Genomic DNA, 26,295 nt, shown 5'->3' with positions numbered 1-26,295 from the left:
ATGAAAAAGATACCGGATTTTATTTTAGAACAGATACCTGATGGAATTAAAAGCAAAACAGCCATGGTTGACGGATATGAAATTCATTATCTCGAAAAAGGATCTGGAATACCGGTTTTTCTGCTTCATGGGAATCCAACGTGGAGTTTTATTTATAGAAATATTATAGATAAGCTGGATCCTGAAAAATATCGTTGCATAGCACCTGATCTATTAGGGCTTGGTTTTTCGGATAAACCAAAAGATCCAAACTTTCATACCCTTGCCAATCATAAAAATGTCATGATCAATTTCTTAAAAAAGGTGATTGATGATGATTTTATTTTTGTCGGACAGGATTGGGGTGGTCCTATAGGGTTGTTGGCTTCAATGAACCAGTCATATAATCTTAAAGGAATGGTTTTATTAAATACCTCTATTTTGCCACCCAAAAAAGATTTTAAGTCAACCCTGTTTCATAAATTCAGTCATCTGCCATTTGTCAGTGATCTGGCATTTAGAATATTTGGTTTTCCACAGAACTATTTATCGATAGCTCAGGGGCATAAAGATTCCATTCGTGGTAAAGTGAGCAAGGCCTACTCTTATCCCTTGAAAAAAGCAAAAGAGAATATAGCCCCTTTAATGATGGCCAGAATGGTGCCTGATTCACATGAACACCCTAGTGTGAAATATTTAGAAAAGACTAAAGCTTATGCTGAAAACTTTAAAGGTCCGGTTTCAATAATATGGGGTAAAAATGATCCTGTACTTGGAAGATTAAGTTCCGCTCATACAAGATTGCTACCTCATGCAAATTTTACAGAAACTGATGGAGGACATTTTATCCAGGAAGAATATCCAGGATTAATTTCAAATGCAATTAGTGATTTGTGAAAGATTAAATTTGTTATATCATAGAGTTGATTACCAAAATAAAATTAGAAATAGATTTCAATGCCAGTTGATGCCATAATTACCCTTATTGTAATTTTATTAACTCTTACCCTGTTTATTAAGGAAGTTTTCAGAATAGACCTTGTAGCCTTGGGAGTGATAGTAGTACTGGTCTTATCTGGTGTGATTTCCGTGCAGCAAGGATTAGCAGGATTTTCAAACGAAGCTACTCTTACAGTTGCCGCAATGTTTGTTTTAAGTCATGCTCTGATAAAAACACAGGTTATTAGTTATTTAGGACCGTTTTTATCCCGCATTTTAGAGAAAGGTTATAAAAAAGGAATTGCAGGAATGGGAGTATTTGTGGCTGGTTTATCAGCATTTGTTAATAATACACCGATAGTAGCCACATTAATCCCAGTTGTAAGTACGGCTTCAAGAAAACTAAATGAATCACCTTCAAGCTATCTGATGCCTCTATCCTATTTTGCTATTTTTGGTGGAACTTGCACACTAATTGGCACTTCCACAAATCTATTAGTTAAGGGAATGGCAGTAGAAAGAGGAGTAGATGAGATTTCCATGTTCACCTTCACTCCATTTGGATTGATCCTTTTTACAGCGGGCTCAATTTATCTGATCTTTTTTGGTAAGCGGTTTATTCCTAAACGGAGTTCATCTGATGAGCTTAAGGAACAAGAAGGTGTCAAAAAGTTTTTAACTGAAATAAAACTTAAGCAAAAACCAGCTGAAGAATCAAAAACAATATCTAATCTATTTAGAGATGAAGATATTAAAGTTAAAATACTTAAGCGAGGAGATAAGACATATGATAATCCCGAGTCTTCAATGGAATTAAAAGAAAATGATAAGTTACTTATTGAAGGAGACTTGAGTAAAATAAGGGATTTAATTCAACGAGATTATTTTAATATAACAGATTCTTTTGATGACAAGCAGTTCCCTGACGAAGAAACGAGACTTGTTGAAATAGTATTATTATCAAATTCATCTATTGTTGATAAACGATTATCAGATGTGGATTTTTTATCTCATTATAATTCTGAAGTAATAGCAGTTAGACAAAGAGGGAAAAAACAGTTGTCCGATCTTAAAGAAATCAGGCTAAAAGCAGGGGATATACTGGTATTATTGACAAATAAAAAAGGATATGATTTAATTCAGGAAAGCCAGACGAATGTCAACCAACCATTTGTTTCTTTAAGAGTAGAGCAGGTTAAAAATGTTGATAAAAAGAATTTATTAATTGTTGCCGGTGTAATTATTTCGGTGATCGGATTAGCGTCTTTTGGGATAGTACCAATTGTAATTGCTGCATTTGCTGGAATTGTAGTATTAAATGTCACTCAAATTATTACCATGACTGACGTTTACCGAGCAATTGATTGGCAGGTAATATTTTTATTAGCGGGATCTTTAAGCCTTGGAGAGGCAATGAGTAGCAGTGGACTTTCAAATATTATAGGGGAAAAATTGGAATGGGTAGTTAATTCCTATGGTGGGCCTGTTCTTCTTGTAGGTCTGTTTTATATGATTACTGTCCTTCTAACTGAAATGGTTAGTAACAATGCCTCTGCAGCATTAATGGTACCGATTGCCTTTTCAGTAACAGAAAGTATGGAAATAAATGTACTGCCATTACTTCTTACTGTAGCTTTTGCAGGAAGTGCCAGCTTTATGACACCAGTTGGCTACCAGACAAATACGATGATCTATAGTGCTGGCAATTATTATTTTAGGGATTTTACAAAAGCCGGGGCCCCATTAAGTTTACTTTTCTGGATACTCGCAATGATTTTTATTCCGTTTATTTATCCTTTTCATTGATCTTATCAGTTTCTACCCGATCATAAAACCTGCTTAATTTTTTCTGAACGATATTATATCTTATAAAGCCAAACGAAATAAGAAAAGCACTGATAGCATATAATATGTATGCAAGCCATTGTAAAGATTCGAGATTATCCAATTCCATTATACCAATTCCAGCAATAGTCAGGTAAAGTCCTGTTCTTATATAGGAGAAAAATGTTCTTTCATTTGCCAATGTAGTTCTTTCCATGGCTAGAAAATCTCGCAGTATAATTTTTTCTTTTACCTCAAAATCACTGTTAAGACGTCGAAATTTCTTTTTCTTCATAAGCAAATCTGTTTCAGGATAATCTAATAAAAATTGACTGAAAATCCCCAAATGAAGTCAATGTCATTAATTACAATATGTACTAACAGTTTTCTGAAAACTTGGGTCTAACTATTTAACCATAATTGGTTTATAATTAAATCAATATAAAACATCAATATTTAAATATTTAAAGCTATATTATTATAACACTACACATAAATAAAATCTGATAATATGAAAGGTACTTTAATTTTAATTGTTTTTTTAACTATCAGTTACAGCTCTTTCGGGCAACTTAGATTGAACACCTATGGAGGTTATGTTTTCCAGGATAAAGTAAATTCTTACTATTCAAACACTTCTTACTTTAATGGAACAATACAAGATAGCTTTAGATGGGGACTTGGTTTAGAATATCACATTGAAAACAGAGGAGCTATTGAATTACAGTATCAAAGGCAAGATACCAATGCGCCTACCTTTTACCGAGATAATTCATTTGGGTCAGAAGAACAATTCTCTGACTTTAGTTTGTCCATCAACTGGATCATGCTAAATGGAACCCGATACTTCCCAATTTCAGATTTGGTTGAGCCATTTGTTGGAGCAGGATTTGGGTTAGGCGTATTTAATATTGAAAACCCGGATAATGGAAGAAGTGATTCTGCAACCAAGTTTTCATGGCAAATAAGAGGAGGTGCTAATTTGTGGATGACACCCAGGATGGCATTGCGAATTCAGGCTTCTTTGATTTCCGCAACTCAGGCGTTTGGAGGTGGATTATATTTTGGTACAGGTGGAGTTGGTGCAGGAGTCAATAATTATTCTACCATGTACCAGTTTGCTTTTGATGGAGGATTAGTATTCAGATTAGGAAAATAATATTTAAACATGTAAAGGGGCACCGCATCGAAAGCAATGAATGGCATCGTCTCTATGCCCTTCTGCACCACAAGACGGACAGGAAATAGTATTTATTGAAGCTTTTTCCCGATTACTGGCCATTTCAGATGTTACGATTCCTGTGGGAACTGCTATAATACCATATCCCAAAATCATTATAAATGTTGCCACGGCTTGTCCTAAAGGAGTTTGAGGAGCAATATCTCCATACCCTACAGTTGTTAATGTAACCACTGCCCAGTATATGGATTTTGGTATGCTGGTAAATCCGTTTTCACCATTTTCTATGACATACATTAATGTACCCAGTATAACTACCATAATAAAGACACCACCAACAAAGACAGTAATTTTGGGACGACTAGCTCTTAATGCTCTGGATAATTCTGAGGCCTCACCCAAAAATCTAACCATTTTTAAAACCCTGAATACTCTGAGAAGTCTAATACTTCTAAGTATCATAAACGCCTGAGCGCCAGATATAAATAATCCAATATATGAAGGTAAAATTGAGAGAAGATCGATTATGCCGAAAAAGCTGGTTGCATATTTAAGTGGTTTTTTGACAGATAATAATCTGGCGATATATTCTATCGTGAATAATATTGTGAAAAACCATTCTATTTTTACAAGAAAAGTGCCGTATTCAATTCTAATGCCATTAACAGTTTCAAGCATTACCGCTACAACACTTAATAAAATAGCTATTAATAGAACAACATCGAATAACTTACCCCAAAAGGTATCGGCTTCAAATATAATTTCATGTGCTCTGGATCTTAATTTTTGCCATTTGGCCTTGCTCTCCATAAATCAGGATACTTCAGATTGTGGTAGTTTATTCTGTTTTAAAACAATAATATATCATTAATAAAACACAATTATAAAATATCAGGGGATTTTAATCTATTAAAAGGTAATATAATGGCATTATTATTTCATGGTTGAATTATAAACCACCTATTACTTAAATTTTTGATCTTATAGTCTAGAATATTATTTAATGACTTTAAAGGATTTAATACCCCCTGCCGTCACTATTTTAACCATATAAATCCCTTTTTCCCATTCAAAAGTATCAATCTGATAACTTCCCGTATTTTTGTTTTCTGATTTAAATCTAGTTCTACCTAATTCATCGTAAACTAAAATTTCCTCAAAATCTGAATGTATAATTAGCTTATCAACAAATGGATTAGGGAAAATTTCTACTGATTTAGTATTATATTCTATTCTTTTAATATGGAATTTTTCGTAATCACCATTATAGTCTACTTGTTTTATTCGATAATAATAAACTCCTGACTCGCTTGGGTGATCTTCAAAAGAGTAATGTATAATACTATTTGTCGTCCCATTGCCGCTTATTTTGCCAATAGTTTTCCAATCCATTGCATTGTTTGATCTCAGAATTTCAAAGTAATCATTGTTTTTTTCATTAGCTGTTTTCCATTCCAGATAGATTTCATTATCGAATGTTGAAATATCAAAAGAAATTAATTCTACTGGTAATATGGCTATCATATCTTCAACGTAATCATATAATTCCGGATCATTATTCTGGAGATCATTTTCATTTCCTTCCTCTCCTATCGGATTAACTCCATTTCTTGAACCATACACATAAGATTCACCGGAAAAATCAGAACCCCAATTCCATCCATAAACATTTTCAGTTGAAACAAACTTACCATTATTGTTTATGCTACTAAACCAGGTGGTATAAACGTCACCTATAACTATTAAAGTGCCATTATTTTGTACATTAGAAAAATTATCCAAATAAAAATATCCTTTGATAACCAATGTGTCCTGAGGATTGATTATAACATTAGTATTTGACAGATATAAGTCTCTTTCTGCGATGGTTGTGCCATTTATAATTACAGATTTATTATTTAATGAAAGTATATTGCCTGATAAGGTTCCAGCAATTGTGGTTGCCCAGTGATTTGGATCTTCCCAGTTTCCAGATTGCTCAGGTTTTGTTGATTGGCTGTACAAAGAAATTGGTACAATAAAAAATAATAATAGATGCCTGAAATTTATCATCTTAAAAAATAACAATTGGTTGAAAGTATATTTATATATGCTTTCAACCAAAATAGTAACCTCAAGAGGATAAATTAATTTGAAATTTTAAGTTGAAGCGGATTGATGATTTAAAAATAAAATTATCAAGATATAGTAAGAGATATTAAATACTAATTGACTTTACTTTATTTAAAAATTCATCGATGGCAAATCTAGTCCAGTATGCGAACTTTTCAGGTTCGTTGTTCATTTCATCTTTTATTTCATTGAGGGGAATCCATCTAAAATCAGCAACCTCTTCCTGATTGGGCTTCGGATCTTTGTCGTACTTTCCTAGATAAACATGATCGTATTCATATTCCGTCAGGCCATTTCCAAATTCTGTTTTATAAATAAACTCAAAAACCTTTGTTACCTCACAATCAAATCCCATTTCCTCTCTTAATCTTCTATGTACCGTGGCTTCCTGGTTTTCACCTTTAATTGGATGGCTGCAGCAAGTATTTGCCCATAGACCGGCACTGTGATATTTATGTAAAGCTCTTTGTTGAATTAATAACTCATTTTTACTGTTTATGACAAAAATAGAGAAAGCGCGATGAAGCAAACCCTTTTCATGAACAGGTAATTTTTCTTCATATCCTATCACTTCATCATTATTATTTACCAGAATAAGTTGATCCGTCATTAGTTAAGTTTTAAAAATTTTTATCATTAAAGCTTTAAGATGATAAATTGTTTTGTCTTTTTCCAATTATTCAAATATCAACCAATAATTATTTAACGCATATGTAATACCGTAATCTAACAATACAGTATTTATAAGCTTTATGACCTATTATTTTCAGATTGTATTTTCTGATATAAGTATTTAATGAATATTTAAAAATATTCTTCGAAAAACACCATCTTTCTTAGAAAGATACAATTAAATAATTTTTTATTTATAAAAAATAACCTTATAATTGTATTCTAAATGGAAATAATTTATCAATCTAATCATTTCTAACCTTATGAAAACCCTTAAGTCAAAATTTGGCTTACTTTCATTATTCGCAATAGCGTTTTCAATCGTTATGTTGCAAAGTTGTAGTGAAGGTGAAGCCTTAGAACCAAGCCAGTCAGGTTTAACTCCTCTTAATGGAGATAAATACGAGTTGCCAGACTATGATGTAGATGCTCCACCTGCTTGTAAAGAGGTGTGTTTAGTTGCCGGCCAGAATATGTTAGCCGGAAGTGTTGAAGTAGCATATTCAGGTGGAAACCTATATGTGACTTACAATGTATATCAGGAAGGTGTTTATCTAGAAGAAATTCACCTTGATTTATTTAACAGCCTTGAAGAATTAAAAGACGCTAAAAAATTAAATGGTGGCGGTGCTACTCCAGGTAAGTTTGCCTTTAAAAAGGAATGGAGTGATGATGCAATGGTATCATCTTACACTGCAGTAATTCCTGAGTCATATGTGGATATGTTCGGCGATTGTTTCTTTGTTGGAGCACACGCAGCATTATCAAATGGTGAAACTGCATGGGGAGGCGTTTGTGATGAAACAGATACAGGTGTAACTCTCGATGGAGCAAAACAATTCCCTGGAGCCAATTGGGGAGTTTATTTTGAATTCTGCCTTGAAGAATGTGAAGACCCAACTATTGATTTCACATATGCATGGGAAGATCTTCTTGATTTAGCTAATGATGCGGATTACAATGACCTTGTAATCAGGTCTGATGTCATGAAAACTAATGCTGAACTTAAAATAACTTTCTTTGCAGCTGCCAGAGGTGCTTCTTTAGATCATAGCTTCCGTTTTATGATTCCTGCTGAAGGTGTAGTCAGTATTTTAGGTGCTGCTGATGTTCAAATGATGGGTGATCAATATATGGTAACTGTGTTTGAAAATACCACATTATCAATTCCTGGAACTCCATTTGCAAATACAGTTGTTGCAGATGGATGCTATGCAGGTGCAGATGCTGAAGTTACTATTTCAATTGATGGAGATTTCTCTTTTGATCCTACAAATCCATACAATCCTTTCTTAAGAGTATTTAATTTTGGTATTGATTATCCGGATACTTATTACGATTTATATATCTATGAGTTACCTGGAAATAATCATCCTGACAATAGCTGGATAGCTATGGATGGTAAAGAATATCCTAACGGTATAGTGATTCCATTTGATTGGAGATGGCCAGTAGAAGGTCAAAATATAATCGGAGCATATAATGGCTTCACATCCATTACTGATGGATGGAATCCAGCGTGGTCTGATATTTTATCTGATATCAACTTAACTTTTGATCGTGACGCATGCGCACTTTAATTAGTTAATAATTTAACAATAAGCCCTGGCAGTATTGTCAGGGCTTTTTTATTGCTTCATAATCTGTAATTGTATCAATAATGATCTAATTTTATTAACAATTGTATAATTAAGTCGTTAAACAGCAAAATGGTTAATCAATGAACGAAGAATTTATCAAAAGCCTTTATCAAGAGCATCAGGAAGCTGCTGAATGTCCCTCTCCAAAAATAGTCAGAGAATTTTTCGTCCATCTACTTGGGTTTCTATTTCCAGAATATGCTCATGCTGAAATTGAAAGTTTTGATAGATTTAAAGCAATAGCTTCAGGCTTAAGAGTGTCATTTGACGAAATAATGAATCGAAATAAAGGAATCTGTCTTGACGAGGGTATAAATATTACTGATGATTTTTTTGATGCCCTGCCTGAAATTAAAGCTAAACTGCAGATGGATGTTAAGGCAATGTATATGGGAGATCCAGCTGCTGAAAGTCATACTGAGGTAGTTAGAACATATCCTGGTTTTTATGCAATTGCGGCTCATAGAATTGCTCATTGTTTAAAACAATTAAAAGTTCGTTTGATCCCTCGAATTATCTCTGAACATGCTCATAGTAAAACAGGTATAGATATTCATCCCGGTGCTTCCATAGGGGATTATTTTTGTATAGACCATGGAACGGGAATCGTCATAGGGGAAACAACTGTAATAGGTAACAAGGTTAAAATTTATCAGGGAGTTACTTTAGGAGCATTGAGTGTTGATAAAAAACTGGCAAAAACAAAAAGGCATCCAACGATTGAGGATAATGTTGTAATATATGCCGGAGCTAGTATTTTGGGGGGTGATACTATTATTGGTGAAAATTCTGTAATTGGTGGTAATGTCTGGTTAACTAAATCAGTTCCACCACATTCCAAGGTATATTATAAAGCCAAAATGACAAATGTCGAAGGTGGTCATGATACGATCACTTTTAAACCCTGATTTTAATTTAGGTTATCGATTCAGGTAATTTGTTAAACGGTCTTTTATAAAATAATTCCATCCACCCCGACAACTTTCTTCAGAAAACTCCGGGATCTCTTGAGTGAATGATTCTAAGCCTGAATGAGTTATTCTGATTATGCAACCAAATTCACTGTGGAATAATTCAAAAGTTACCTCTCCTATACCATCATATTCTTTATATCTCCACTCGTATACTATTTTTGCTCCGGGAATAACCTCTTTTATTTTCCATAGGTGGGTGAAAATTCTTTCTCCGGAATCAACAGGAAATTCAGTGGTAAATCCAACTTCTGCTTTAAAATCAGGGATATTTTCGAAAAACCAATTTCTCATTAAATTCGGGTCGGTAATTACTTTCCAGACTAATTTACAATCGGAATCTAGTTTCTGTTCAACGATAACATCCATATAATTGTATTTTTTTAATAGTTCCCTAAAAATAATAATTGGAAATAAAAATCAATAAAAAAAGCCGGCTTTAACCGGCTTGATTATTTGGTCTGGTAATTATTTATTTTTCTTTCATGAAGGTACCATCAGTATTGAAAAATAGTTTTTTATGTTTTTTTCCATTTTCAATATTGACCTGAATAAATTCTTTACCATGGTCATGATGCTTAATTCGATAGAATTCATCAGAAACTATTCTATAGCCATCATAATCACCACTCGTGGCAAATTCTACAATTTCATCAGGTAATGGAAAGTTTTCTGCAGTCATTTTCGAACTAATGAGCTCACCATCCTTATTATACAATGCATGGATATAACTATTGTTTTCACCTTTTAGAATGACTGTGTAGTGATCCACATCTTCACCACTGGCCATTGTATTATCTGTTTCAACAATCCAGTTTGAGGTTAAATGGTCACCTTCTGCTACGTAATATTGAATAACTTCACCAGTAGGAAAATCTCTCTCAACTGCAGTTACTACGTATTTTGGAGTTTCATTTTTACCTACTTTTTTTGCATCGATCTTAAATTTATGATCTTGTGCATACATCGTAATTGTGAAAATACTTAAAAGTATTAATGTTAAAGTTTTCATCGAAATAGTGGTTTTGGTAATAAATAATGTCTTTATATTAATTTAACTATAAAAAATTGAATTTAAACCATTTTTAACCGCAGATTTCTTTATCAAACTATTAAATTTATTTATTTGTAATCTATTGATATTTAGTGTGTTGGGTTAATCAGGGATTATTGACATAGGTTTGGTTATCGCTTCTGTGGAATTCTCTTTATACAAAGAAATTATTTAAATAAAATTTTGCTAAACCCTAACGTGTTTTTTATGTCAATTTAGCTGGGATTATTCAATTTACATGTCGATTTTAACCAGGCCATTTAAAAGTTTTTCGCACTTATCTTTATAAATATCAAGTAAATTTTGAGATGTGAAGGTTATGAATTGAACCGTTCCACTTTCATCACTATAGTAATATCCGTAATATGAAAACTTAATACCTTGCATGGTTCCGTTTATCTGCATATGCAAGACTTTAAGTCCATTCACATTTCTATATTCTTCTTTTATGATTTTTGCATCAGGGGCAGCTGATCTGGCATTTTCAAGAGCAATATTCTTTAAGGTTGTAAGTGGAATCTCAATCTTTTCCGAAATGACCATTCCATACAGATTACCATCCTTGCTTTCCATTTTATATTCGGCTTCATCGTTCTCATTGGCTTTCTTGAAAGTCCATGATTTTGGATCTATGTAAAACCCAACATTAAGGTTTTGACTCTTTAGTAAGAAGGAAGATTCCTCGTCTTTCTTGAATTTTGTAGGATTTTCAGGGATCTCGTTTTTGGTTGCATTTTCTTTGTTTACATATTCCCATGAGCCGTCTTCGAAAAGTATAACCTCTTCACCAAATTCTGTGATGGCATTTTTTTGAGCAAGACAAGTATAAACGGTTAATATGGATAAAATAAAAAATGCATTCAGTTTCATAATTGACATTAAAGTTTAAAATAAAGCCCAAATATATATTTTTTGAAATTATAACTTTAAATGATGTCACTATTTTGTTGCTGTAATATCTGGATTTCCGAATATACATTTCAGACTAATTATAACCCTATTAGCTAAACAATCTATTATAGATATTGTATCTTATTATAAGATTAAATACTTAAAAAAGATTACCATGAAAAAAGTTATTGTAATTGGGGCTACAGGTAAAATAGGGAAGATTTTAAGTGAAAAATTAAGCGATGAAGCAGATTTTGAAATAAAAGCAGCATTTCGGAATGAGGATAAAAAGGATTTTTTTGAAGACAGGAATATTGAATTCACAATTTTAAATCTTGAAGATCCTGTCGATAAAATCGCGGAAGCAATTGAGGGAGCTGATGTGGTAGTGTTTACTGCCGGATCAGGTGGAAGTACCGGGCCTGATAAAACACTCGTAGTAGACCTGGATGGTGCAGTAAAATCTATGGAAGCTGCTAAAAAGGCGAATGTAAACAGATATGTCATTGTTAGTGCTATGAAAGCTGACAATCGTGAAATGTGGGATAAGTCTGGTATAAAACCTTACTATGTAGCCAAACATTATGCTGATAGAGTACTAAAAGATATTGGTCTTGATTATACAATTATTCGTCCTGGAAGGCTTCTTGATGAAGATGGAACCGGTAAAATCACTACAGAAAATCCTGAGAAGAATAAGAGTGTACCCAGAGAAGATGTAGCAGCGGTGATTGTTGAAGTATTAAAGAATGATAATACAATCGGGAAAATAGTTGAGTTTAATCAGGGTGACAAAGAGATTTCTGAGGCGATAGGAAATATTTAGCACAGCTGGCTATTTCCTTACCAATTTGCTGCATAAATTTTGTCACTCGTTTTATTGTTGATAAAATATTTGCTTCAATCAGTATAAAACACTCTAATTTAGTTTGGATTCGACATGATATAGAAAAATAGAATTATTTTTTATGTCATTTTCACTAATTGGAGGTATTAATCCATTTTGATCCTCTTCACTGAATGGGTACATTCCTTTGGTTGAATTGCTATATACTTATCTCCCGGATAATTATTATTATAATAGCCTTATACAGTAATTAAAATTACAAGAAACAAAGTTCTAGTAAATTCCAATGGAGAGTATAGTTCTTTTTCAAAAAATAATAAAAATAAAAATGTAATTGGTATAGATGTTATCCTGACATCTGCTAACTAAACTATTGAATATAACTAATGTTGAGGCTTATTGAGGTCATTAAATGAAGGGATAACCAATTTTCAAATCTTTTTATATACGATAGTCTCTTTTATTCTTCCTGGTGCAATAGTAGTTTTTAACACACTAACATTTCTCATTTCATCAATATTAATTTCCATTTCATTCTTAAAATCATCTGGTAAACCCGCTAAGCGAAATTTGTTTTTGCCAATATAGTCGTACCTTGTACCAAATACTTGATTTTTTATCCACAGTGATTTATTGTGCTCGAATAACTCAATAGTTTCTATGTTATTATTTACATTTTGATATTTACCAGTTATCATTCTAAATGAATTAAACGAAAGGTCTAGTTTCTTTTTCATGGTACAATCAAAAAGTATATGATTGTGACCATTTTCTGTATTGATATTCAGAATCCTTAATTCTGATTTTGGGTTAGAAGCCATAATATCATTTTCCAGATGTGGGTCACCTTTAAAATATATTTGTGTGATCAGGTCCTGATATCCAGAGGCTGAAAATAAAAAATGAAAATGCGCTGGTCGAATATTTCCATTACCAGCATCATATGGTATGGGCATTTGAGTCTTAAAGATGTACTTTCCATTTTCATCACTAAATGTCGTACCTCGATATTTAAATGCATCAGAATGATTGTCGTAGACTCCCTCAGGGTCACAATGCCAAAGTTCAATTTTGGCATCAGGAATTACGGTCTGACAATCTGGGCGTCTGATAACACCTGATATTTCTACTATTTCACCTTTAAGACCAGGTATTACAAGATTATTTTTCAAAGGACTTTCAGGGCGATAAAATGGCCCTAATATATCAGTGGTTGTTTCACAATCTCCAACATAGGTAGTGCCGTTGAAGTATTTAAAACCGGAAATTGATAAAGCCATCGCAGTAAGTCCGGTGTATTGTAGGAAATCTCTTCTTTTCATGAGAGTGGTAGCTAAGTGGCACCTTTTATTAGTATATTAATTTAACTAATTAATGTTATATTATTCCTAATTAAATCAATTATCCATTAAATATAGATGCTTGATATAAGGTATAAATTATTCATTCTGTTTATTTAAAATGTTATAAAATCGTGAATGAGTAAGGTTTTCAATTTTACATATTCTGTATAATTAAAATAAATTATTCTTAATGCTCTCTCCTACTTTTCGTAACATTACTTTAAAGACTAAAATCATTTAAAAATGAATATAGAACATTTGGTTGGTAATACTCCACTTGTTGAAATAAGGCATCTTACCAAAAACAAAAATGTCAAAGTTTATTGTAAGCTCGAGGGGCAAAATCCTGGTGGATCAGTAAAAGATCGGGCTGCTTTAGGTATGATCTCTGAAGCATTAAAAAGGGGTGATATTAAACCTGGAGATAAACTTATTGAAGCAACGTCAGGAAATACCGGGATTGCCCTGGCAATGATAGCCACACTTAAAGGACTGAATCTGACTCTTATAATGCCTGAAAACAGCACAAAAGAGCGCATCCAGACTATGGAAGCCTATGGAGCAAAAGTAATCCTCACTCCTGCTGATAAAACAATCGAATACTCCCGAACACTTGCAGAGGAAATGGCAGAAAACGAAGGCTATTATATTCTGAATCAATTTGCCAATCCAGATAATTATAAAATGCATCAACGTACCACAGGTCCAGAAATCTGGCGGGATACCTATGGGAAGATAACTCACTTTGTTTCGGCAATGGGTACTACTGGTACAATCATGGGAGTTTCCCGATACTTGAAGGAAGTAAACCCTGATGTGCAAATTGTGGGAACTCAGCCAAAAGACGGTTCCAGTATCCCAGGAATACGACGCTGGTCACCCGAGTTTCTTCCAAAAATTTTTGAACCTGATCGTGTTGATAGAGTGATTGATGTTAGCGAAGATGAAGCTGTACATATGACTAAGGAGATGGCTAAAAAAGAAGGGATTTTAGCTGGAATGAGTAGTGGTGGTGCTCTTCATGCGGCACTTAAATTAGCAGACGAACTAGACGAAGGAGTAATTGTCTGTATAACTTGTGATCGTGGAGATCGATATTTAAGCTCTGGGTTATTTGAATAAAATTAAAAAAAAAGCCTCAACTGAGGCTTTTTTTTAATCTTCCAATATTCCATTAAACCAGGAGTAAACTACTGTTAATACTACTAATGGTAGAAATGCAGTGAACCAGCTTTGATCCATAACAATACTGAGTATTGCTGCGTAACATCCTAAGCTGATCATAGCTAAACTAATCAGGATATTAATAAGGAATTTTACTTTGTTAGTAATTATGTCAAAGTGGTAAACCGGAACTGTAGCAACTAATAACCCTAAGGCAGTAATAAATAAAGAATTGTCAATAAAAATACCTCCCGGAATACAAATTAAAACCAGGCTGAATAAACTTGCATTAATATAAGTAGAGACTTTAGCAGTTTTATCTAGTAAATTTCTTCCATATTTATCAAATAGCAAGATTACTTCTGATATCGGCCCGACAAACCAGGTTCCGAAAACAAGGACCAAATAAAATGGCAATAATACAGGCACCAATTTTACTACTATTATTAATCCGACAAGTAATCCTATTCTTGCCGGTTTTGGTAATGTATTGAGCCACATTGAATATTTTAAAACCCAGCGGTATGCGAAATTTGAAGATTTGATCGCTTCCAGCATGCCTGAACGAGCCAGTTCATTATTGGGGTTTTTCATTAAAGCAATAGAATAATGTTCTTTAGCCTTTTTATGATTTCCCGTTCTTAGCTCCTGATATCCTGCGTTGATATGTGAAAATGCATTCTCAGGATTTTGTTCAAGTAATTCCTCAATATTGGTTTTAGCCTCATGATTATTCCCTGTAACATTATAGATCAAGGTAAGTAAATTGAGACAATGATCGTCATTCGGGTCTAATTCAAGTCCTTCTTTTACTTTTATTTCTGCTTTTTTATAATTCTTTTGGCCAAAATATATCGAAGCCCAGTGACCGTAATATTCTACTCTCGGGTTTATCCTTACGGCTTCAGCGATGGTAGATTCCGCAGTTTTTAAATTATCTTTATGGAAGTTTATCCTTGATTTGGTATAGAAATTATAATCATCTTCCGGGTCTAATTCGATTGCCTGATTAATCAGGTCTTCTGCAATTCTATACTCTTTTTTCTCACAAAACACCATTGCTTTGAGACAGTAGAGATAGGAAGATGCATTTCCTGACTCAAAAGCCTTGTCTATTTTTTCAAGTGCCTGATCATATTTCTCACTATTAATGAGATTTTCGATCGTAACATAAGTTTCAAAACCGATCATTAGTTTAAAAAGTAAAATTTATAGATTTAAGTATTCTTTGACATCATCATATAGACCAGAAGCATTTGAGTATAATGCATAATTTTTAGCAGTAGCAAACCATTCGCTTGTTGAAGGTTTTACCGTCTTTATAGCTTTTAACAGATCTTTGGTATTTAACTTTTCGATCTTGCCACTACGCATCGATATTCTTAATTTTTCTTCAATAGCGACATCTATTACAGCTTTGATATCTGCCCCACTGAATTTTTCCGTTTTTTTCGCTAGTTTTTCATAATCGAGATATTCGATTGGTTTCTCAACTGTCATTAATTTAAAAATCTCAATTCTGGCATTATAATCTGGAGGGGGTACAAAAATGACTCTGTCAAAACGGCCTGGTCTTAAAAATGCTGAATCCATATGCCATGGAGCATTGGTGGCTCCCAGCACTAGCAATCCTTCATTATCGGTGTCTACACCGTCTAATTCTTTCAAAAACTGATTAATAACATTCCTTCCTGCTGAATTTTTAAGATCATTACGTTTACTTCCTAATGCATCAATCTCATCGATAAACATTACGCAGGGATTATGCTGACGGCAGATCTCAAATCTTTGATGAAGATTCTTCTCACTATTACCGATATACATATCCATAATATCATCCAGATCGACATTCATGAATCTAGAATCGATCTCTCCAGCGGTTGCACGGGCCAGGAATGTTTTGCCGCAGCCCGGAGGTCCATACATCAGTATACCACCCCCTGCCTTTTTACCAAATGCCTTATATAAATCAGGATTCTGGAGAGGCTGAATAATCTTTATGCTGATCTCGTCTTTTATATTTTGCATCCCACCTACCCTTGAAAAATCAGCATCTGGTTTTTCAAGGAAAGCGTCAAATGCAGAGCCATCATGCTCAGGCTCGTCGACAGTGATTTTTAATTGCGATTCGATTACTTCATCATAGTAATCCGGAAGCTTTAATTGAAAGGCATTATATTGTTCTACCGCATCCTCTATTTGACCATTATTGATCAGGAGTTGCAGATATACAGGGATAACATCTTCATGCAGATCCTCTTCTAAAAGTTCTTCACATACTAAAATTCCCGGATAATAATTTTCTAAATGAAGGTAACATTTGGCTAACAAAACTTTAGAGTCGAAATCATTTTGATCAGACAAGATGATCTTTAAATGTTCCTTTGCAAATTCATACTCTTTCAGGCCAAAATAACCATTTGCTATTTGCTTTCTGAGAATCACATTTTCCGGAGAAGCCATTAAAGCTTCCTCTAATGCAGCAATAGTTTCTTTATTCACTTTCCTAACAGGTTAAAAAAATATTTAAAACAAATATACACTTCTCCGGAAATTAAAAAGTGGAAATGCATCCGGGAAATTACATATAGATAGATTATGATTTCTTAAGAATCATTCCCCCTGCAAATAAGGAGATAAACGCCCCTCCGAACATTACAAAAGCCATGTTTCTACCTTCTTTATCCGTTGAAGATAATTCCAGCTCCCCAATAGATAATGATCCTGTTGATTCTTCGTACTTATTATATCCTGTATATAGTAATACCAGACCAGCAACAATCAGAACGACTCCTATTATTTTTTTCATATCTTTAAGTTTTATTTTGATCTTAATACATATCAAAAGTAAAGAAGTATTTATTTATCTCATAATATTTTTTTATTACTACATAAATGGGCTTTCACCACGAGAAATATTTTTATCTGGTCAGACTTCAATACCTTGGTTTCAGATACCACGGATGGGCTCGTCAACCTGATGTTAAAACGGTACAGGAACAAGTCGAAAAAACATTAAACTATATATTTCCGGACGCCAAATTCAAAGTTCTGGCAGCAGGCAGAACAGATTCCATGGTTTCTGCGACAGGTGCTGCATTTGAGCTTTTTATCGATCACAAACTTGATCAGAACGCATTTCTAAGTGATTTTAATATTAATCTGCCTCCAGATATAAGAGCAGAATCAATAGATCAGGTGTCTTCCAAATTTAATATTATACATCACGCTGAAGAAAAAGAATATCATTATCTTTTCTGTACTGGTGAAAAACCTCACCCCTTCTCTGCTGCTCATATGGCTTATTTTCCTGATATTAAAGATATAGAACTCATGAAGGAAGCTGGTAAATTATTTGAAGGTGAACATGATTTTCAAAATTTTTGTCATAGTTCTGTAGCTGATGGAGAGACGATCCGTATTGTAGATCAATTTTTACTTCAGGAAAATAATGATTACCTGGCTAATTTTTTTCCAGATGAGTCCTGGGTTATTAAAGTGAAAGGTAAAGGATTTATGAGATATCAGATCCGCATGATGGTTGGAGCTCTTGCTTTGTTGGGAATGGGTAAAATACCTTATGATGAATTTAAAGGTTATCTTTCTCTTAGCGAAACTTATCATAAGCGTTATGTGGCACCATCCTCTGGATTAACATTACATAATATCAATTTTAAAACCGTATAGTTTTTATTTAAGTAAGTGGGTTTAAATAGCTTATATTCAGTTTACTATATAAAATAATGTGACTACATGCTCTAATCTCGGTTTTTTTTAATATATAAAATTTGAGGCTCCTTTTATGTATCGGGGAATAATGTGATTTCAACGATTATTATTCCGTTCATTCTGTTTTGTCCCATTTTATTAGATGAAATAATGTTTTTACCTGAAAAATTTAGATTTTAGGTGGTTTTGTGAAACTTCAAGTGCTAAAAACTTGTTCATATTAGTAGAACATATTTCTAACTTTAAACACCCACTAGCACATGAAATATTTAACTTACAGAAATGGAGACAAGATGCCAATCATTGGATTAGGCACATGGAAATCTGAACCCGGTGACGTTTATGATGCAGTTATTGAAGCTGTTAAAATGGGATACAGACATATAGATTGTGCTGCGATCTATCAAAATGAAAAGGAAATAGGTAAGGCATTCAAATATCTGTTTGATAACAATATTGTTAAGAGAGAAGATCTATGGGTTACGAGTAAATTATGGAATAACTCGCATAAAGAAGAAGAGGTTATTCCTGCTATTAAACAGACACTGGAAGATCTTCAATTGGAATATTTAGATTTATATTTAATTCACTGGCCGGTAGCATTAAAGCATGATGTAACCTTCCCCGAAAAAGGAGATGATTTCATTTCTTTAAATGATGTTCCTCTTTCTGAAACCTGGAAAGGAATGGAGAAAACACTCGCGGAAGGTCTGGCTAAACATATTGGCGTTTCGAATTTTAATTCCGATAAACTACAAAAGGTGGTCGATAGTGCAAATCATAATCCTGAAATGAACCAGGTTGAACTGCATCCGTTACTACCTCAAAATGATCTCATGGATTATTGTAATGGAATGGGAATTCATATGACTGCTTATTCTCCACTTGGTTCAAGAGATCGTGATGATCAAATGAAAAAAGAAAATGAGCCGAATATGTTTGAAATTCCTGATTTGAAAGATGCAGCAAATTCACTTAATATTTCAGTACCTCAGCTGTTGATTGCCTGGGGAGTAAATAGAAATACTGCTGTGATACCTAAATCAGTTAATCCTGATCATATGAAATCTAATCTAGAAGCAGCAGAAATTGATCTTTCTAAAGAAATGATGGAGAAAATAGAATCTGCCGGCGAACAATTCCGTTATGTTGATGGATCTTTTTGGACAATGGAAGGTAGTCCATATAAAATGGAAGACCTTTGGGAAACAGTTTGATATAAATTTTAAGAGAATTAAATTACCTCTTGGAATTCAGTTTCAAGAGGTAATTTTATTTATATGAAAACTAAAGAATGTCCATCGTGTGCAATGGAAATTGATGAAAAAGCAGATGTTTGTCCAATTTGCCAATATGAATTTCCAAAGCAATCACCACTTCTAAAATATGTGGCGATTGCTCTGGCAATATTGCTGCTATTATTTTGGATTATAATCTAAGCTGCTTCTTTACGCAATACTTCTAAAGGAGAGCTCCTGGTTGCACTTTTTGAATTGATCACTCCTATTGTTACTATTAGCCCTGCAATAATTGCAAAGATTATTAATAGAGGAAAGACAGAGAAATTAAATTCTGTTTCAAAACTAAAATAGGCTAATAACCATGATCCCAAAATGGCTATAAGAATTCCAGTAAATGCAGACAAAGTTCCTAGAATCAAATATTCAGTAAAAATAATTCCCCGTACCTGCTTTTTGTTTGCTCCTATTGTTCTTAATAATACATTTTCTCTTAGTCTGGCATCTTTTGAAGATCTTATGGAAGAATACAAAACTAATATTCCTGTCAGGATGCAAAGCCAAGCCATAAACTGAACTATATAGGAGATCTTATCGACAATATTTTCAATAGTGTTAATAACCAGGTTCAGGTCTATGATAGAGATATTAGGAAAATCTCTTGCTACTGTATTCCGGTACGAAGCAGTAGCTTCCGGTGTTTCTGCTCTGGTGAGTAACACATGAAATTTAGGTGCTTTATTTAATACTCCTTCGGGAAATAAAACCAAAAAGTTAGTCTGTAATCGCTGCCAATTTACTTTTCTGATACTTCCCACCGTTGTTTCAATTAAGGCCCCTTGTACGTTAAAAGTAAGATTATCTCCTACTTCCACCTTCATATCTTTAGCAAGGCCTTCATCGAGCGAGATATATACTGGTTCGCCCTTTTTAACTTCTCCGATAAATTCACCTTCTATTAGTTCTTCACTATCTATCAGGTGATCCCTGTAGGTAACCCTGTATTCCCTGTTTAATACCCAGCCACGGATTTGCGTAGTGGTATCTTTATCGATCTCCTCTACCGGCCGGCCTTTTATACTATGCAATTTGATCGTGACAATCGGAACAGAACTGATTACTGGCATGTCTTTCTGTTGAGTAAGTTCTTCTAAAGAATCAATCTGATCACTTTGTACATCAAAAGCAACTATACTTGGTCTTTCACCTGAGGAAACAAAATTCACTTTGCTCAACAAGAGGTCTTGTGTCAGATAAATAGTACACAATAATGCTGTCCCTAATCCAGCAGACATTACCAGTGTTGTGGTCTGATTATTTGGTCTGAATAAATTCGCAAGGCCCTGGCGCCAAATAAAGCTGGCTTTTGCCGGGAAAAATTTCTTTACTAAATAAATGATACCCTGAGCAACAGTCCATAAAATTCCAAAAGAAAAGAGTATGGCAATTGTAAAATATACAGCTCCCAGAGCATTTTTCATTTGGTAAAAGGAAAACAGATATATGAATATTATAAGCAATAAGTATAATAAATAGTTTATTCTAGGGATTTTAACCGGCTGTACTGATGACCGTATTGCTTGTAAAGGAGAAACATTTTTTGCGCGTATCAGGGGAATCAATGCAAATAATAATGTAACGATAATACCTGTAGCAATACCCGAAATTATCGAAGGAATATGAAGCATCATTTCGATGTCAAAAGGAATAAAGTCTTTAAATAATTCAGGTAATATAAATTGAATTATCACTCCTATTCCGGCTCCAATTACTGATCCGATGAAAGCAACAGTCAAAATCTGGATCAAATAAATTTGCATGGCTGTCCTTCCTGTTGTTCCAAGACATCTAAGAATGGCAGTTTGATTGGTTTTTTCTTTGATATAGGAATGAATAGATGAGCCAACTCCAAGGCATCCAAGTAACAGCGCAATGAAAGCTGTTAAGTTTAGAAAACTACCGAGATCGCTATAAGCTTCTCCCAGTTCTTCTTTCCTTTCTTCAACATCATCAAACCGAACTTCCAATGCTTCAAGCTTTGGTTTAATTACTTCTTCAAAGATATTTTGATTGAATTTAGCAGGATATTTTAAGTAGGCTTTGTAGGTAATTCTGGATCCAAATTGTATCAGACCTGTTTCTTCAATGGTTGAAAGGGGAATATATACAGGTGTGGCAAATGAACTGGCAAAACCTGATTCTCCCGGAATTTTGGTAATAGCCGCCGCAATAGGGTATTGTTTTTCGCCTATTTTAACCTGATCACCAATATTAGCATTAAACTGATTCATTAATGACTGTTCCACGACAGCCTTTTTTTCCCGGTTAAAGGTCTTTCCCTTTCCCGCAGGTGATGTTTCAATTTCTCCGTAAAATGGAAATGATTCTTCTACAGCTCTAACGTTTACCAGGCGTGAATCTCCAGTTTTCGGGAAGTATGCCATTGAAGCAAACCTGACCTCTTCACTTATCTGCATATTTAGTGAATCAGCCAGATCATAGACTTCTTTAGGGATCTCATTATTTCTTGAAGTAATTTCAATATCAGCGCCAAGTAGCTCTTTGGCCTCATTGTCAATTTGATTTTTTAGTCCTGCACTAAAAGAATTTATAGCGACCAGGGCTCCTATACCCAGTATAATTCCATTTACAATAAGGATCAATTTACCTATTGATCTTTTGCCGTCTCTGTAGGCCATCAAAGCCTTCCATTTAAATGATCTGTTACCTGGTTTCATCATACAGTTTGAGTGGTTTTATCTGAAACGATCATTCCACCTTTCATTTCCAGAATTCTTTCAGCCTGAACAGCAAGAGTTTGATCATGAGTTACCGTAACAAGCGTAGTCCCTTGCTCTGCATTCATCGAGAAAAGTAAATTTTCTATTTTTTTACCTGTTTCACTATCCAGATTTCCGGTCGGCTCATCAGCAAAAAGAATTTTTGGATTATTAGCGAAAGCTCTGGCTATAGCGACTCGTTGTTGTTCTCCTCCAGATAGCTGAGAGGGATAATGGGATGCCCTATCTGCCAGTCCTACCCTATCAAGCCAATCTTTTGCAGATTTAATAGCATTCTTTTTGCCTAATAGTTCTAAGGGAATTGCTACATTCTCCAGAGCGGTAATAGACTGTATCAGATTAAAACTTTGGAAAATGAACCCGACCTCGCGATTTCTTAATTCTGCCCGTTCATCTTCACTCATATTATTAATTACATGTCCGTCGAGTTCAATAATGCCCTCAGTAATAGTATCCAGGCCAGCACAGAGTCCCAGCAAGGTAGTCTTTCCGCTACCACTGGGTCCAATAATGGCACAGCTACTTCCTCTTTGGATTGAAAAATCAATATCATGAAGAATAGTCAATTCATGATCGCCTGATTTATATACTTTCTTTAGCTTTTCGACTCTTAATATATCTGTCATGTGCGATAATCTCTGATTTATATTAACTTGATATTATATAAATTTATTAATCAATAAACTAAACACTTAAATGATTTAGTTGTTTGGCGAATAGGTGTCATTAATGGCAAATTACAGTTATGAACAAATATTTCATTTTAATATTTTGCACATTTTTTCTCGGATGTTCTGGTGATAACACCAGTGATCAAAGTTCCGGTGATAAAGTGGAGAACACACGCGACAGAAGTTCGGAAACGAAAAAACAGAACAAAGCCACCAAGGTTATTTTATTTTATGGAAATAGTCTTACTGCTGGTTTGGGAGTTGATCCTGAAGAATCTTTTCCTTCTGTAACAGAAAGTATACTTGATTCACTGGGTTATAATTATGAAATAGTCAATGCTGGTGTAAGTGGAGAAACAACAGCTTCCGGTTTATCAAGGCTCGATTGGGTGATAGATAATACTGATTTTGACGTTTTTGTATTGGAACTTGGCGCAAATGATGGCTTAAGAGGTATTCCGGTAGAAGAAACATATCGTAACCTGACCGAAATAATTAAAAAAGTACGAAAAGCTGATCCTGATGTAAAGATATTATTAACTGGAATGATGGTTCCACCGAATATGGGGCCTGAATATAGTTCCGCTTTTTTAGAGGTGTTTCCGAAAGTTGCTGAAGAACAAAATGTGGAATTCATGCCTTTTTTATTAAAGGATGTTGCTGGAATTGATAGCCTTAACCAGGATGATGGAATCCATCCAAATGTTAAAGGTCATAAAATTACAGCACGTAATATTTCAAAAGTTTTAACTGAGCAGGTTCTTTAAACCGAAGAATAAAAAAACACCAACATGAAAAATCTAGAGTTTTCGATTATTTCAGCATTTACTGATAAAAAAGATTTGAAAGGCAATACAACTGCAGTTGTTCACTTAAATGTTCCTCTTAAGGAAAAGCAAATGCAAGAGTATGCCCGGATCTTGAATCAACCGGCAACTACATTTATATATCACGATGAATTTAACGAAGAATATCATCTGAGGTGGTTTGCTCCAGATGCAGAAATTGACTTATGCGGTCATGGAGCTTTTGGTGCAGTTGCTTTTCTTCTTGATGAGCCCGGAACTGTAGAATTGAATTATGCAGGGGGAATCATCAATGGGGAAAGATACATAAATGATGAGTGCTCCATTGAGTTGGCTGGAATCGAATCAGAGCATGCTTCAATTCCTAAAGGTCTTGAGGAAGCGCTAGGTGTTGATATAGAAAGTTATTTTAAGACCAATAATAAGCACATAGTTGTCTTGGATTCTGAAAAACAGCTGGCTAAAATGAAACCAAATTTTGATCTTCTAAGAAGAATCAAGGTATTTGGCTATGCTGTTACTGCTCCCGGAGATCAGGTTGATTTTGTCAGCCGTACGATCGTTCCTCATGTAGAGGCGTTGGAAGATCAGGCAACGGGTTCATCTCATGCTGCTCTTTTTCCATTTTGGGCTAAAAACCTTAAGACAGATTCTTTAAAAGCCTATCAATTAAGCCCAAGGGGTGGCTATTTTAAAGGCTACATTAATGATGGTAGAGTCCTTATTCGTTCATGCTTTAAGAAATGTGCTAAGGGCAGTTTGCAAGAATTATGATGTTTGGCCGGCATCCTTCTTCTCCGGGATTATTAATCTAATAATGGTAATTATCAATAATAACCAAGGAGCCCCGTGAAGTACAAGATCAAACCAATCGATTAGTTTCATTCCATTAGCTCCTCCAGCAACCCACTTTAATTTTCCTATTAAATGGGGTTCAGGAAAGAAAGGTGCTAACCCAAGTGTTAACGATAAGATTAATGGTAATATTAATTCTTTGATTTTATTTGTGTCCATGGTAATCCTCTTGTTTTGACTGGTTAAAATGATAATTAAGTATAATACTGAAATTGGTCATATTGACTTTGTTGATTTCATATTCAGGCTCAATTTTATCTGATTTAGCCAATTTATGAGTTAATAAAAAATGAGCTTCCATGCCATCCAAAAATCCATGGAATTTATAATTAAAATCCACTACTCCCTGATAGAATGAAGGTAACCCATATCGGTTTTTTACCGAATCTGATGGTTCTGGCAAGTTATAATAACCTAAGCTAGTTCTTAAATCAATAGAATTCGATATCTCAAAGTCAGCTGAAAGATTATAGGCATGTGCATCAGCTATACCTTCCATTCTTTCTCTTGGCATGGTAGTGAACATTTTTTCTTTACCATATTCCCTGGGAATTAGAAATTGGCCTTTTTCTGATATTCGTGTATATGCGGCTTTAACCATTCCCTTTTTTAGTTTATAGCCGCCCATCACAGAGATATATCCTGATTGATGATCATGTTCGTGATAAAAGTCTTCAAAGGAGTTGCTGAGTACACTATATTGATAAAATAATTGAACTCCTACTTTTAAGAATCGATTCTCATATGTAGAGGTGAATAAGGAATTATTTATTAAGTTTTCGAAATAAAAATCCCAAATATCAATGATTAAACCATTTGATTTATAACCAATCTTGCCATATAAAACACCTTTAGAATCAGGATTTATTCCTTCATTATCTTCATGTCTACTCTTATTATAGAGTCCGATTGTTTCTGTTGTATTGTACCATTCTACTGTTGATCTGGGTGAAAACCGATAGATAAATCCTCCTGACCAGTTAATTTTTTTATCAGGATCGAAATATTCATAAGTTAGCCCTTCAAATAAATTAGGCCTCATTCTACTATCCTGTGCATTCAAAACAGGCGTTTCTAAAAACTGTTTACCAAATATTAAAGTATGATTATTATTAGTATACTTAATATAGAGTTCTTCAAGCCTGTCGAGATCATGTTTATTATCCCGGTGTTCTATATCGAATAGGCCGATTTCATATCGGTTTAACGCTCCTGTTAAAGGATCTGGTTCTGATAGATCAGAAGAAGCTATATTGTGAATTATAAATCCGCTGATTACTCCCTGTAGACCTTTATAGACTGAAGTTTCATACCCTACACCCAAACCTGTACCAATGGCATAATAGTCTGACAGGTTTTTATTGTTATTTGTCGACATAAAATAAGTTCGGAAATGCCCTTTGATCCTGCCTTTTGAGAAAAAATCACTTAATGTATGAAGCTCTTGATTGTTCTCCTGGATTGTGTCAATCTTATGTTCCTGAGCAAGTAATAGAACTGGAAATGCCAGCAATATTAATATTTCTCTCATTGCTTTTTTAATGCAATGTTCAGCAATTAACCTTCTTATTTCTGTGTC

Annotated in this window: 26 protein-coding genes; 11 read left to right on the top strand and 15 right to left on the bottom strand. The window is 34.2% G+C overall.

Features of this window, described 5'->3' with window-relative positions:
* Window positions 1-876, top strand: coding sequence for an alpha/beta fold hydrolase (locus tag OO013_RS09165; RefSeq protein WP_266056500.1), 876 nt, complete (start codon window positions 1-3; stop codon window positions 874-876).
* A 60-nt stretch (window positions 877-936) separates the two neighbouring features.
* On the top strand, window positions 937-2,724 hold the full coding sequence (locus tag OO013_RS09160) for a sodium:proton antiporter (protein WP_266056499.1): 1,788 nt from the start codon (window positions 937-939) through the stop codon (window positions 2,722-2,724).
* On the opposite strand, the gene OO013_RS09155 is transcribed toward OO013_RS09160, so the two are convergent.
* Window positions 2,705-3,037, bottom strand: a complete 333-nt coding sequence (locus OO013_RS09155; RefSeq protein WP_266056498.1) for a DUF202 domain-containing protein — start codon at window positions 3,035-3,037, stop codon at window positions 2,705-2,707. The two genes, OO013_RS09160 and OO013_RS09155, sit on opposite strands and share 20 nt — an antisense overlap.
* A 216-nt stretch (window positions 3,038-3,253) precedes the next feature.
* Here OO013_RS09155 and OO013_RS09150 point away from each other — a divergent pair, with 216 nt between their 5' ends.
* The gene (locus OO013_RS09150; protein ID WP_266056497.1) at window positions 3,254-3,901 is read left to right on the top strand and encodes an outer membrane beta-barrel protein; all 648 of its coding nucleotides are present in this window, start codon (window positions 3,254-3,256) and stop codon (window positions 3,899-3,901) included.
* A 3-nt stretch (window positions 3,902-3,904) separates the two neighbouring features.
* On the opposite strand, the gene OO013_RS09145 is transcribed toward OO013_RS09150, so the two are convergent.
* The 3 genes from OO013_RS09145 to idi form a co-directional block, all read right to left on the bottom strand.
* Complete coding sequence (locus OO013_RS09145) at window positions 3,905-4,732, bottom strand: ion transporter (RefSeq protein ID WP_266056496.1); 828 nt, start codon at window positions 4,730-4,732, stop codon at window positions 3,905-3,907.
* A 186-nt stretch (window positions 4,733-4,918) separates the two neighbouring features.
* Window positions 4,919-5,974, bottom strand: a complete 1,056-nt coding sequence (locus OO013_RS09140; RefSeq protein WP_266056495.1) for a T9SS type A sorting domain-containing protein — start codon at window positions 5,972-5,974, stop codon at window positions 4,919-4,921.
* A gap of 145 nt (window positions 5,975-6,119) precedes the next feature.
* Window positions 6,120-6,644: an isopentenyl-diphosphate Delta-isomerase gene (gene idi, locus OO013_RS09135; protein ID WP_266056494.1), complete on the bottom strand. Its 525-nt coding sequence runs from the start codon at window positions 6,642-6,644 to the stop codon at window positions 6,120-6,122.
* A gap of 325 nt (window positions 6,645-6,969) precedes the next feature.
* On the opposite strand from idi, the gene OO013_RS09130 reads away from it, so the two are divergent.
* A complete protein-coding gene (locus tag OO013_RS09130; protein WP_266056493.1) occupies window positions 6,970-8,286 on the top strand; it encodes an LruC domain-containing protein in 1,317 nt (438 codons plus the stop codon).
* 140 nt (window positions 8,287-8,426) lie between these two features.
* A complete protein-coding gene (gene epsC, locus OO013_RS09125; protein WP_266056492.1) occupies window positions 8,427-9,254 on the top strand; it encodes a serine O-acetyltransferase EpsC in 828 nt (275 codons plus the stop codon).
* A 12-nt stretch (window positions 9,255-9,266) separates the two neighbouring features.
* Here epsC and OO013_RS09120 read toward each other — a convergent pair whose 3' ends face one another.
* The 3 genes from OO013_RS09120 to OO013_RS09110 form a co-directional block, all read right to left on the bottom strand.
* Complete coding sequence (locus OO013_RS09120; RefSeq protein ID WP_266056491.1) at window positions 9,267-9,686, bottom strand: SRPBCC family protein; 420 nt, start codon at window positions 9,684-9,686, stop codon at window positions 9,267-9,269.
* A gap of 103 nt (window positions 9,687-9,789) precedes the next feature.
* On the bottom strand, window positions 9,790-10,329 hold the full coding sequence (locus OO013_RS09115; protein WP_266056490.1) for a hypothetical protein: 540 nt from the start codon (window positions 10,327-10,329) through the stop codon (window positions 9,790-9,792).
* 276 nt (window positions 10,330-10,605) lie between these two features.
* On the bottom strand, window positions 10,606-11,241 hold the full coding sequence (locus OO013_RS09110) for a hypothetical protein (RefSeq protein WP_266056489.1): 636 nt from the start codon (window positions 11,239-11,241) through the stop codon (window positions 10,606-10,608).
* Between the two features lie 196 nt (window positions 11,242-11,437).
* Between OO013_RS09110 and OO013_RS09105 the strand changes: the two genes are divergently transcribed.
* Entirely contained in the window at window positions 11,438-12,088 is a 651-nt protein-coding gene (locus OO013_RS09105) for an SDR family oxidoreductase (protein WP_266056488.1), read from the top strand.
* Window positions 12,089-12,540: 452 nt separating this feature from the next.
* Here the strand turns inward: OO013_RS09105 and OO013_RS09100 are convergent, their stop codons facing one another.
* On the bottom strand, window positions 12,541-13,431 hold the full coding sequence (locus tag OO013_RS09100; protein WP_266056487.1) for a dioxygenase family protein: 891 nt from the start codon (window positions 13,429-13,431) through the stop codon (window positions 12,541-12,543).
* Between the two features lie 264 nt (window positions 13,432-13,695).
* On the opposite strand from OO013_RS09100, the gene cysM reads away from it, so the two are divergent.
* Window positions 13,696-14,574, top strand: coding sequence for a cysteine synthase CysM (gene cysM, locus OO013_RS09095; RefSeq protein WP_266056486.1), 879 nt, complete (start codon window positions 13,696-13,698; stop codon window positions 14,572-14,574).
* Window positions 14,575-14,607: 33 nt separating this feature from the next.
* Here cysM and OO013_RS09090 read toward each other — a convergent pair whose 3' ends face one another.
* From OO013_RS09090 to OO013_RS09080, 3 genes are all read right to left on the bottom strand, one after another.
* Window positions 14,608-15,807 (bottom strand): tetratricopeptide repeat protein, encoded by a 1,200-nt coding sequence (locus tag OO013_RS09090; protein WP_266056485.1) that lies wholly within the window; start codon window positions 15,805-15,807, stop codon window positions 14,608-14,610.
* 18 nt (window positions 15,808-15,825) lie between these two features.
* Window positions 15,826-17,118: an AAA family ATPase gene (locus OO013_RS20275; protein ID WP_266056484.1), complete on the bottom strand. Its 1,293-nt coding sequence runs from the start codon at window positions 17,116-17,118 to the stop codon at window positions 15,826-15,828.
* A 94-nt stretch (window positions 17,119-17,212) separates the two neighbouring features.
* Complete coding sequence (locus OO013_RS09080; protein WP_137090918.1) at window positions 17,213-17,425, bottom strand: DUF3185 family protein; 213 nt, start codon at window positions 17,423-17,425, stop codon at window positions 17,213-17,215.
* A gap of 86 nt (window positions 17,426-17,511) precedes the next feature.
* Between OO013_RS09080 and truA the strand changes: the two genes are divergently transcribed.
* The gene (gene truA, locus OO013_RS09075) at window positions 17,512-18,303 is read left to right on the top strand and encodes a tRNA pseudouridine(38-40) synthase TruA (RefSeq protein WP_266056483.1); all 792 of its coding nucleotides are present in this window, start codon (window positions 17,512-17,514) and stop codon (window positions 18,301-18,303) included.
* A gap of 302 nt (window positions 18,304-18,605) precedes the next feature.
* Window positions 18,606-19,562: an aldo/keto reductase gene (locus tag OO013_RS09070; protein WP_266056482.1), complete on the top strand. Its 957-nt coding sequence runs from the start codon at window positions 18,606-18,608 to the stop codon at window positions 19,560-19,562.
* Between the two features lie 218 nt (window positions 19,563-19,780).
* Here OO013_RS09070 and OO013_RS09065 read toward each other — a convergent pair whose 3' ends face one another.
* Entirely contained in the window at window positions 19,781-22,324 is a 2,544-nt protein-coding gene (locus tag OO013_RS09065; RefSeq protein WP_266056481.1) for an ABC transporter permease, read from the bottom strand.
* On the bottom strand, window positions 22,321-23,010 hold the full coding sequence (locus OO013_RS09060; protein WP_266056480.1) for an ABC transporter ATP-binding protein: 690 nt from the start codon (window positions 23,008-23,010) through the stop codon (window positions 22,321-22,323). Before OO013_RS09060 ends, OO013_RS09065 begins: the two co-directional genes overlap by 4 nt.
* 119 nt (window positions 23,011-23,129) lie before the next feature.
* Here OO013_RS09060 and OO013_RS09055 point away from each other — a divergent pair, with 119 nt between their 5' ends.
* Window positions 23,130-23,822: an arylesterase gene (locus OO013_RS09055; protein WP_266056479.1), complete on the top strand. Its 693-nt coding sequence runs from the start codon at window positions 23,130-23,132 to the stop codon at window positions 23,820-23,822.
* Between the two features lie 24 nt (window positions 23,823-23,846).
* On the top strand, window positions 23,847-24,635 hold the full coding sequence (locus OO013_RS09050; protein WP_266056478.1) for a PhzF family phenazine biosynthesis protein: 789 nt from the start codon (window positions 23,847-23,849) through the stop codon (window positions 24,633-24,635).
* Here the strand turns inward: OO013_RS09050 and OO013_RS09045 are convergent.
* Together OO013_RS09045 and OO013_RS09040 are read right to left on the bottom strand one after the other, a co-directional pair.
* The gene (locus OO013_RS09045) at window positions 24,630-24,875 is read right to left on the bottom strand and encodes a hypothetical protein (RefSeq protein ID WP_266056477.1); all 246 of its coding nucleotides are present in this window, start codon (window positions 24,873-24,875) and stop codon (window positions 24,630-24,632) included. The genes OO013_RS09050 and OO013_RS09045 overlap by 6 nt on opposite strands.
* Window positions 24,862-26,247 carry a hypothetical protein gene (locus tag OO013_RS09040; RefSeq protein ID WP_266056476.1) on the bottom strand — a complete coding sequence of 462 codons (1,386 nt, stop codon included), beginning with the start codon at window positions 26,245-26,247 and terminating at the stop codon, window positions 24,862-24,864. Before OO013_RS09040 ends, OO013_RS09045 begins: the two co-directional genes overlap by 14 nt.
* Between the last annotated feature and the right edge of the window lie 48 nt (window positions 26,248-26,295).

Origin of the sequence: Mangrovivirga halotolerans, assembly GCF_026241165.1 — a bacterium.
In the GTDB taxonomy this organism is placed as follows: Bacteria; Bacteroidota; Bacteroidia; order Cytophagales; family Cyclobacteriaceae; genus Mangrovivirga; species Mangrovivirga halotolerans.
This window is presented reverse-complemented; position numbering and strand designations above follow the sequence as displayed.